Origin of the sequence: Pseudomonas sp. 58 R 3 (assembly GCF_900006605.1) — a bacterium.
GTDB classification, from domain to species: domain Bacteria; phylum Pseudomonadota; class Gammaproteobacteria; order Pseudomonadales; family Pseudomonadaceae; genus Aquipseudomonas; species Aquipseudomonas salomonii.
In genome coordinates this window covers 104,843-114,311 of the sequence record NZ_CVTT01000039.1, presented here as the reverse complement: position 1 = coordinate 114,311, position 9,469 = coordinate 104,843, and the positions used below count along the sequence as shown (strand labels likewise).

Below are 9,469 nucleotides of genomic sequence, written 5' to 3'. Positions count from 1 at the left end.
CGGCGCGGGCTTCGATGGCGGCGGCAGCGCCGGCACCGTCGAGGCGGTCCATGTTGGCTTCGGTGGCGTGGCCGGCGTTGGCGCCTTTGGCGGCTACTTCGCCTTCTTCTTCTTTGTCGAATTCGTCCCAGCTCAGCATGACGTGTCGTCTCCTGCGTGAGGGCTCAAAGGTGCCCGTGTGAAACCGGATGGTTGGGTGTTCACACGGCCCAGAGGCCGCGGTGGATCTTAAGGAATCGTTTGTTGCAACAGCTCGCGCAGGCAATTAAACGGAATAGGGTTACGGGTTCTGCTTGAGGCTTGAGGTGCGCAGCAACAGATGCAGGCTCGCGCGCAGGCCTCAGGTCTGGCTCTTCATCCCAGTGTAAAGGGATATTGCAGGCCCGATTTACCCGCGCATTATAGGGAAAAAATCGGCTTTGTGTTGCGGCGGATGGTCACGATGGAGGGCCAAAATGCTGTGGTTTTCGGCCGGAGCGTGTGTTTGCAAGGCTTTGCTGGGGTAGGAATTTTTTGACGGGCGGTGGGATAGTTTTTGTAGGGCTGGGGGAGGTGGGTGTGTGGCGGGCTTTGGCGGGTGTGTGAGGCCGAAATCGCCATCGCCGGCAAGCCAGCTCCCACATTGGGTGGGCGGTGGGCCAGAGGGCGGTTCTTGGCCGCAAGAACGATTTCTTGCGGCGACCAAGATCCGGGTTTAAATCTTTCTGAAAAAGTTATTACCCGTTAGAGCAACCATTGCCCATCACTTGATAATTAAGAATATGCCGCTGACCTTGCGAGTCTTCATATTCCATTTGTACCGGTACAACGTTGCAGACATCCGGGATGTTGCTCATGGACAATACTTTGGCCACATCCAAGTGTGTGCTGTAAGTGTAGTCTTCAACGATCGGTGGGTTCTGTCCAGCCAGCTCAGTCGGGGCTTCGTCGGCCAGGGCGGCGGTGGCGCACAAGCTGCTGAGGGCCAAAACTACTAACGCTTTCATTTGTGTATTTACCTTCTTCAGGGCGAAAGGGGTCACGGGGCCCTTATGAGGCCGCGTGTGTAACTTAAGAGTTGGGAAGTTCGGATTAACGTTGCCTTGGTGGGGGCTGTTACGGTGTTAATCACGTTGCCTTGTTGGCGGAGTTGATTTTAGGCCTGCGGGTTATATTCATATACCCGTGCTTTTGATAAACACTATTGGCGGTTTTTGTAACAATCCCGCGGTAAAGGTTTTTTCATCAGGCGCCAAAGCCGCGCAGGCCGTGGGCCAGAGCCCTGAAAGGGCATAGCAGGGCATTTTGTAGGGGCTTGTTACTACCATCGTCGAATGGTTCTATGGGGCAGCCCCGGCTACAACAGGGGCCATACAACAACAACTATGTCACCGAGGTAAGAAAGATGAGTGCGGCTTCCCTGTACCCCGTTCGCCCCGAAGTAGCAGCCAACACGCTGACCGACGAGGCGACCTACAAGGCCATGTACCAGCAGTCGGTGGTCAACCCCGATGGCTTCTGGCGCGAGCAAGCCAAGCGCCTTGACTGGGTCAAGCCTTTCACTGCGGTCAAGCAGACCTCTTTCGACGACCACCATGTCGACATCAAATGGTTCGCCGACGGCACCCTCAACGTTTCCTACAACTGCCTGGACCGCCACCTCGCCGAGCGTGGTGATCAGGCGGCGATCATCTGGGAGGGCGATGACCCTTCCGAAAGCCGCACCATCACTTACCGCGAGCTGCATGAAGAAGTCTGCAAGTTCGCCAACGCCCTGCGCGGCCAGGATGTGCACCGCGGCGACGTGGTGACTATCTATATGCCGATGATCCCCGAAGCCGTGGTCGCCATGTTGGCCTGTACCCGCATCGGTGCGATTCACTCCGTGGTGTTTGGCGGTTTTTCACCGGAAGCCCTGGCCGGTCGCATCATTGACTGTAAGTCGAAGGTGGTGATCACCGCCGACGAAGGCATCCGCGCCGGTAAGAAAATTCCGCTGAAGGCCAACGTCGACGACGCGCTGACCAACCCGGAAACCAGCAGCATCCAGAAAGTCATTGTGTGCAAGCGTACCAATGGCCACATCAAGTGGAACCAGCATCGCGACATCTGGTACGAAGACCTGATGAAAGTGGCGGGCACTGTGTGCGCGCCTAAAGAGATGGGCGCCGAAGAAGCGCTGTTCATCCTTTACACCTCGGGCTCCACCGGCAAGCCTAAAGGCGTGCAGCACACCACCGGCGGCTACTTGCTGTACGCAGCCCTGACCCACGAACGCGTGTTCGACTACCGCCCAGGCGAAATCTACTGGTGCACCGCCGACGTCGGCTGGGTCACCGGCCACACCTATATCGTTTACGGCCCGCTGGCCAATGGCGCGACCACGCTGCTGTTTGAAGGCGTGCCGAACTACCCGGATATCACGCGGGTGGGCAAGATCGTCGACAAGCACAAGGTCAATATCCTCTACACCGCACCGACCGCGATCCGCGCGATGATGGCGTCGGGCACCGCTGCCTGTGAAGGTGTGGATGGCAGCAGCCTGCGCCTGCTCGGTTCGGTGGGTGAGCCGATCAACCCGGAAGCCTGGGACTGGTACTACAAGAACGTCGGCCAATCCCGTTGCCCGATCGTCGACACCTGGTGGCAGACCGAAACCGGCGCCACCTTGATGAGCCCGCTGCCGGGCGCTCACGCGCTCAAGCCGGGTTCGGCGGCACGCCCGTTCTTCGGCGTGGTGCCGGCGCTGGTGGACAACCTCGGTAACATCATCGAGGGCGCTGCCGAAGGCAACCTGGTGATCCTCGATTCGTGGCCAGGCCAAGCGCGCACGCTGTATGGCGACCATGACCGTTTTGTCGACACCTACTTCAAAACCTTCCGTGGCATGTACTTCACCGGCGACGGTGCGCGTCGCGATGAAGACGGCTACTGGTGGATCACCGGGCGGGTGGACGACGTGTTGAACGTCTCCGGGCACCGTATGGGCACCGCCGAGATTGAAAGCGCGATGGTTGCGCACCCGAAAGTCGCCGAAGCGGCGGTGGTGGGGGTGCCCCATGACATCAAGGGGCAGGGCATCTATGTGTATGTCACGCTCAAAAATGGTGAAGAGCCGAACGAAGCGCTGCGCCTGGAGCTGAAAAACTGGGTGCGCAAAGAGATCGGGCCGATTGCCTCGCCGGATGTGATCCAGTGGGCACCGGGCTTGCCGAAAACACGTTCGGGGAAAATCATGCGCCGGATTCTGCGCAAGATCGCCACGGCCGAGTATGACGGGTTGGGGGATATCTCCACCCTGGCCGACCCAGGTGTGGTGGCGCATTTGATTGAGACGCACAAGACCATGAACGTCGCGTAAGGCGGGCTGGGTCAGATAAAGCCCCATTTGGCGTGAGCCGGGTGGGGCTTTTTTGTGGGGCTCGAAGACGAAGGAAATCCCCTGTGGGAGCGGGCTTGCTCGCGAATTCGGTGGATCAGTGAGCAGAGATGTAGCTGACCCACCCCATTCGCGAGCAAGCCCGCTCCCACATTTTGAATGTATTTCATGGCCGGAATCAGCGGTGTCTGACGGGCCCGGATAAACACGAAGCCAATAAATATCGGTTTCTCTCGCAGGAAGTTTCTGAATGTTACCGTCCAGCCTAAATGTGTAACCCCACGCCCAAGCCTGAGGCAATGCGCTACGCCCATGCCCCGAAAACCCGCGTTTTAGACACCCTCACAAATAAGATTAAACGCCAGACTTGCCGTGCTAGAAGGGTTTGCGAATAATAGGCCCGCAATTTGCAGCATCATCAGGTTTTATATCTTTTGTCTCTGCATAAAAATCAGAGGCTGTCAATAAGCTGGAACCGCTTTCTCGGTGCTTCTGTAAATTGTTGTCGCATTGAGGAAATATCGGCTTCCGGCCTGTCGTTAGAATGCCGATCACTCGCTCGTCGTCTCCTGTATCAATTCGGGGTAGGACGCAGCACCGCTATTCGGTTTCACTTAAGTCGCATCGTGGGCCACGGCTCATTCTGCTTTTTGCCCTATACCGATGGAGTCCCAAGATGAAGAAACTTGTGCTGTTGGGCGCCCTGGCGCTGTCCGTGCTGTCCATGCAGGCCTTCGCTGATGAAAAGCCTCTGAAAATTGGTATTGAAGCGGCTTACCCTCCGTTTGCCTCGAAGGCGCCGGATGGCAGCATCGTCGGTTTTGACTACGACATCGGTAACGCGCTGTGCGCTGAGATGAAGGTCAAGTGCGTATGGGTCGAGCAGGAATTTGACGGCCTGATCCCTGCGCTCAAAGTGCGCAAGATCGACGCGATCCTGTCGTCCATGTCCATCACTGAAGACCGCAAGAAGTCCGTGGACTTCACCAACCGCTACTACCTGAGCCCGGCGCAGTTGGTGATGAAGGAAGGCACCACCGTCAGCGACAGCCTGGATGAACTCAAAGGCAAGAAAATCGGCGTGCAACGCGGTTCGATCCACGATCGTTTCGCCAAGGAAGTCCTGGCCCCTAAAGGTGTCACGGTGGTGCCTTACAGCTCGCAGAACGAAATCTACCTGGACGTGGAAGCCGGTCGCCTCGATGGCACCGTGGCTGACGCTACCCTGCTGCAAGACGGCTTCCTGAAAACCCCGGCCGGTAAAGGCTACGCGTTTGTGGGCCCACAGTTCACCGACGCCAAGTACTTCGGTGACGGCATCGGCATCGCGGTACGCAAAGGCGACAAGGCCGACCTGGACAAGATCAACGCGGCCATCGCTGCGATCCGTGCCAACGGCGAATACAAGAAAATCCAGGACAAATACTTCGACTTCGATATTTACGGCGCTGACCCTAAGTAACTCGTCGCAGCTGTCTGTCCAGAATGGCGCAAGCAACAGAAGATTCTGAAGTTTGCGCCATTTTTTCATCCCCCTTTTCGAGGACCTGAATCATGTTGAACGGCTACGGGGCTGTCATCCTCGATGGCGCATGGTTGACGCTTCAGCTCGCCTTGTCGTCCATGGCCTTGGCCATTGTTCTGGGTCTGATCGGGGTCGCGTTACGCCTGTCGCCGGTGCGCTGGTTGGCTTGGCTGGGTGACTTGTACTCCACGGTGATCCGCGGGATCCCCGACCTGGTGCTGATTCTGCTGATTTTCTACGGCGGCCAGGACTTGTTAAACCGCGTCGCGCCGATGCTTGGCTATGACGACTATATCGACTTGAACCCCTTGGCCGCCGGTATCGGCACCCTGGGTTTCATCTTTGGCGCCTACCTCTCGGAAACCTTCCGTGGCGCCTTCATGGCCATTCCCAAGGGCCAGGCCGAGGCCGGCCTTGCGTATGGCATGAGCAGTTTCCAGGTGTTTTTCCGTGTGATGGTGCCGCAGATGATTCGGCTGGCGATCCCCGGTTTCACCAACAACTGGCTGGTACTCACCAAGGCCACCGCGCTGATCTCGGTGGTGGGCCTGCAAGACATGATGTTCAAGGCCAAACAGGCGGCAGACGCCACCCGTGAGCCTTTTACCTTCTTCCTCGCAGTGGCGGCGATGTACCTGGTGATCACCAGCGTATCGTTGCTGGCCCTGCGTTATCTTGAGAAGCGCTACTCGGTAGGCGTAAGGGCGGCTGATCTATGATCTTCGACTACAACGTCATCTGGGAAGCCATGCCGCTGTACCTTGGCGGCCTGGCAACCACCCTGAAACTGCTGGCCATTTCGCTGTTCTTCGGCCTGCTCGCCGCCTTGCCCCTGGGCTTGATGCGCGTGTCCAAGCAGCCGGTCATCAACGGTGCGGCCTGGCTCTACACCTACGTGATCCGCGGCACGCCGATGCTGGTGCAGCTGTTTTTGATCTACTACGGCCTGGCGCAATTCGAAGCCGTGCGCGAAAGCTTCCTGTGGCCGCTGCTGTCGAGCGCCACGTTCTGCGCGTGCCTGGCGTTTGCGATCAACACCAGCGCCTACACCGCCGAAATCATCGCCGGCAGCCTCAAGGCCACGCCCAACGGTGAGATCGAAGCGGCCAAGGCCATGGGCATGTCGCGCTACAAGCTGTACCGCCGCATCCTGCTGCCGTCGGCCCTGCGCCGGGCGCTGCCGCAGTACAGCAACGAAGTGATCATGATGCTGCAGACCACCAGCCTGGCGTCCATCGTCACCTTGATCGACATCACCGGTGCTGCACGCACCGTGAACGCCCAGTACTACCTGCCGTTCGAAGCCTATATCACCGCCGGCGTGTTCTACCTGTGCCTGACCTTTATCCTGGTGCGCCTGTTCAAGTTGGCCGAGCGCCGCTGGCTGAGCTACCTGGCTCCACGGAAGCACTGATATGGAACGTATCGATCATCTGTTGCCCTGGGGCCACCTGGGGTGTGAACGCCAACTGAGCGTATTTCGTTTCGGCAGCGGCGAGCGCAAGGCCTATATCCAGGCCAGCCTGCACGCCGACGAATTGCCGGGCATGCGCGCGGCGTGGGAGCTGAAAAAGCGCCTCACCGAACTGGAACAGCAAGGCGCGCTTAACGGCGTGATCGAGCTGGTGCCGGTGGCCAACCCGATGGGCCTGGGCCAGTTGCTGCAAGGCAGCCACCAGGGGCGTTTCGAGGTGGGCAGCGGCAAGAACTTCAACCGTGATTTCGTCGAACTGAGCGCGCCGGTTGCCGAGTTGCTCAAGGGCAAGCTGGGCGATGATCCGCACGCCAATGTGCGCATGATCCGCCAGGCGATGACCGACGCACTCAACGCACTGCCCGCGCCGAGCAGTCAGCTGCAAGGCATGCAGCGCACCTTGCTGAGCCACGCCTGCACCGCCGATATCGTCCTTGACCTACATTGCGACGCCGAAGCCGCGTTGCACATGTATGCGTTGCCACAGCACTGGCCGCAGTGGCGCTCGTTGTCGGCGCATTTGAACGTGAAGGTCGGCCTGCTGGCAGAAGACTCCGGCGGCAGTTCGTTTGATGAGGCGTGCTCACTGCCGTGGTTGCGTCTGTCCCAGGCGTTCCCCGAGGCACAGGTTCCGCTGGCGTGCCTGGCGACTACCCTGGAATTGGGCGGCCAGGCCGACACCGGCCGTGATGAGGCGATTTTCCACGCCGAAGGCATCCTCGCGTTCCTGGCCGAGCAAGGCTTGATCACCGGCCAATGGCCGGCGCCGCAGTACGACGCGTGCGAAGGCTTGCCCTTCGAAGGCACCGAGTTGCTGTTTGCGCCCCATGCCGGTGTGATCAGTTACTTGCGTAAAGCCGGTGACCGGGTAGAAGCGGGCGATGAGATTTTTGAAGTGATTGACCCTCTGACCGACCGCGTCAGCATTGTCTGCGCGGGTACATCCGGGGTGTTGTTTGCCGTTGAACGGCTACGTTATGCCCAAGCGGGTTTCTGGCTGGCCAAGGTGGCGGGGCGCGAAGCGCTGCGTCACGGGCGCTTGCTCAACGACTGACCACCTGTTTTTGTGAGAACCGACCGCATGTACAAACTTGAAGTCCAAGACCTGCATAAACGCTATGGCAGTCATGAAGTGCTCAAAGGCGTGTCCCTGGCCGCCGCGGCCGGTGATGTGATCAGCATCATCGGTTCCAGTGGTTCGGGCAAAAGTACCTTTTTGCGCTGCATCAACCTGCTGGAGCAACCCCACGCCGGCAAGATTCTGCTCAATAACGAAGAGCTGAAACTGGTGGCCAACAAGGACGGCGCCATGAAGGCCGCCGACCCTAAACAATTGCAGCGCATGCGTTCGCGTCTGTCCATGGTGTTCCAGCATTTCAACCTGTGGTCGCATATGACGGCGCTGGAAAACGTGATGGAAGCGCCGGTGCACGTGCTGGGCATGTCGAAAAAAGACGCGCGTGAGAAGGCCGAGCATTACCTGGCCAAGGTCGGCGTGGGCCATCGTAAAGATGCGTTCCCCGGCCACATGTCCGGCGGTGAGCAGCAGCGCGTGGCGATTGCCCGTGCCCTGGCGATGGAACCGGAGGTGATGCTGTTCGACGAACCGACCTCGGCCCTCGACCCGGAGCTGGTCGGCGAAGTGCTCAAGGTGATGCAGGACCTGGCCCAGGAAGGCCGCACCATGGTGGTGGTGACTCACGAAATGGGCTTTGCCCGTGAAGTGTCGAACCAGTTGGTGTTTTTGCACAAAGGCATCGTCGAAGAACGGGGTGACCCGCGTGAAGTGCTGGTGAACCCGCAGTCCGAGCGGTTGCAGCAGTTCCTTTCGGGTAGCTTGAAATAATCAAGACTGCTTTTGTGCACTCAAATAGTGCATATTTCGCAGCTCGGAAGTTGACTTCCGTCCCTGTGGGAGCTGGCTTGCCTGCGATAGCGATATATCAGTAACCGGTGTGCCATCTGACCCACCGCCATCGCAGGCAAGCCAGCTCCCACATTGGATCTCCATTTGTTTTGAGATTTGTGTTGGTTTCCGGGCTAGCATTGGCCCTTGTCTTCATTACTGTTACTCGCTTCGGATAGCCCCTAAATGACCGCCCATAAAATTGGTTTCCTGATTTGGCCCAGCACAAAAGCCCTGACGCTTGCGCTGGCTGAGGAGGCTTTGCGCGTTGCTCAGCGGGTGCATCCGGACGTGGTGTACGAACTGTCGTTTTTGCAGGCCGAACCGCGCACCGAGGGCGACTGGCAATTGCCGGGCGAGCCCTGGGCCGGCAAGCTTGAAGGCTTTCAAAAACTGTTCCTGCTGGCGGATGAGCCGCCGACCGTCATCGCCTCCCAGCTCAGCAGCGCGCTCAAGCAGCTTGTGCGGGCTGGCTGTGTGATTGGTGGCTTGTCGGCGGGCGTGTATCCCTTGGCCCAGTTGGGTCTGCTCGACGGCTACCGCGCCGCCGTGCACTGGCGCTGGCAGGATGACTTCGCCGAGCGTTTCCCCAAGGTGATCGCCACCAGCCACCTGTTCGACTGGGACCGCGACCGCCTGACCGCCTGTGGTGGCATGTCGGTACTCGACCTGTTGCTGGCGGTGTTGGCCCGTGATCATGGCGCCGAACTGGCCGGTGCGGTCTCCGAAGAACTGGTGGTGGAGCGCATCCGCGAGGGCGGCGAGCGCCAGCGCATCCCCCTGCAAAACCGCCTGGGCTCCAGCCATCCGAAGCTGACCCAGGCCGTGTTGCTGATGGAGGCCAATATCGAAGAACCGCTGACCACCGACGAAATCGCCCAGCATGTGTGCGTGTCGCGACGACAACTCGAGCGCATCTTCAAGCAATACCTCAACCGCGTTCCCAGCCAGTATTACCTGGAACTGCGCCTTAACAAGGCGCGCCAGATGCTGATGCAAACCAGCAAGTCGATCATCCAGATCGGCCTGTCGTGCGGCTTCTCCTCGGGGCCGCACTTCTCCAGCGCCTACCGCAACTTCTTTGGCGCCACCCCGCGTGAAGACCGCAACCAGCGGCGCAGCAGCAGCCCGTTTGAGTTGTCGTCGGTGCCTTCCGAGCGCGGGTGAGCATTTTTCATTCTTCCCTTCTGCTCGTCCATTGGCATC

General features: G+C 59.2%; 8 protein-coding genes and 1 pseudogene. 7 read left to right on the top strand and 2 right to left on the bottom strand.

Features of this window, described 5'->3' with window-relative positions; genetic code table 11:
* Positions 1-139 (bottom strand): annotated as a pseudogene (locus BFP92_RS31145) (ribonucleotide-diphosphate reductase subunit beta); the annotation flags it as partial.
* Between the two features lie 577 nt (positions 140-716).
* Complete coding sequence (locus BFP92_RS09995) at positions 717-986, bottom strand: DUF2790 domain-containing protein (protein WP_058422476.1); 270 nt, start codon at positions 984-986, stop codon at positions 717-719.
* A 398-nt stretch (positions 987-1,384) separates the two neighbouring features.
* Here BFP92_RS09995 and acs point away from each other — a divergent pair, with 398 nt between their 5' ends.
* The 7 genes from acs to BFP92_RS09960 all read left to right on the top strand — a co-directional run bounded on the left by acs (position 1,385) and on the right by BFP92_RS09960 (position 9,430).
* Positions 1,385-3,340, top strand: a complete 1,956-nt coding sequence (acs, locus tag BFP92_RS09990) for an acetate--CoA ligase (RefSeq protein ID WP_065929366.1) — start codon at positions 1,385-1,387, stop codon at positions 3,338-3,340.
* A 694-nt stretch (positions 3,341-4,034) separates the two neighbouring features.
* The gene (locus BFP92_RS09985) at positions 4,035-4,820 is read left to right on the top strand and encodes an ABC transporter substrate-binding protein (RefSeq protein ID WP_065929365.1); all 786 of its coding nucleotides are present in this window, start codon (positions 4,035-4,037) and stop codon (positions 4,818-4,820) included.
* A gap of 92 nt (positions 4,821-4,912) precedes the next feature.
* The gene (locus BFP92_RS09980) at positions 4,913-5,602 is read left to right on the top strand and encodes an ABC transporter permease (protein WP_017138431.1); all 690 of its coding nucleotides are present in this window, start codon (positions 4,913-4,915) and stop codon (positions 5,600-5,602) included.
* Entirely contained in the window at positions 5,599-6,297 is a 699-nt protein-coding gene (locus tag BFP92_RS09975; RefSeq protein WP_058422264.1) for an ABC transporter permease, read from the top strand. Before BFP92_RS09980 ends, BFP92_RS09975 begins: the two co-directional genes overlap by 4 nt.
* 1 nt (position 6,298) lies before the next feature.
* The gene (locus BFP92_RS09970) at positions 6,299-7,411 is read left to right on the top strand and encodes a succinylglutamate desuccinylase/aspartoacylase family protein (RefSeq protein ID WP_065929364.1); all 1,113 of its coding nucleotides are present in this window, start codon (positions 6,299-6,301) and stop codon (positions 7,409-7,411) included.
* A 27-nt stretch (positions 7,412-7,438) separates the two neighbouring features.
* Positions 7,439-8,203: an ABC transporter ATP-binding protein gene (locus tag BFP92_RS09965; protein WP_065929363.1), complete on the top strand. Its 765-nt coding sequence runs from the start codon at positions 7,439-7,441 to the stop codon at positions 8,201-8,203.
* Between the two features lie 246 nt (positions 8,204-8,449).
* Positions 8,450-9,430, top strand: a complete 981-nt coding sequence (locus BFP92_RS09960) for a GlxA family transcriptional regulator (protein ID WP_056861681.1) — start codon at positions 8,450-8,452, stop codon at positions 9,428-9,430.
* Positions 9,431-9,469: the final 39 nt, after the last annotated feature.

Bases quoted from the DNA above. Each gene is read 5' to 3' on its own strand.
- BFP92_RS09970 (WP_065929364.1), top strand. From the start codon at position 6,299: ATGGAACGTATCGATCATCTGTTGCCCTGGGGCCACCTGGGGTGTGAA.
- BFP92_RS09995 (WP_058422476.1), bottom strand. From the start codon at position 986: ATGAAAGCGTTAGTAGTTTTGGCCCTCAGCAGCTTGTGCGCCACCGCC.
- BFP92_RS09975 (WP_058422264.1), top strand. From the start codon at position 5,599: ATGATCTTCGACTACAACGTCATCTGGGAAGCCATGCCGCTGTACCTT.
- BFP92_RS09980 (WP_017138431.1), top strand. From the start codon at position 4,913: ATGTTGAACGGCTACGGGGCTGTCATCCTCGATGGCGCATGGTTGACG.
- BFP92_RS09985 (WP_065929365.1), top strand. From the start codon at position 4,035: ATGAAGAAACTTGTGCTGTTGGGCGCCCTGGCGCTGTCCGTGCTGTCC.
- BFP92_RS09960 (WP_056861681.1), top strand. From the start codon at position 8,450: ATGACCGCCCATAAAATTGGTTTCCTGATTTGGCCCAGCACAAAAGCC.
- acs (WP_065929366.1), top strand. From the start codon at position 1,385: ATGAGTGCGGCTTCCCTGTACCCCGTTCGCCCCGAAGTAGCAGCCAAC.
- BFP92_RS09965 (WP_065929363.1), top strand. From the start codon at position 7,439: ATGTACAAACTTGAAGTCCAAGACCTGCATAAACGCTATGGCAGTCAT.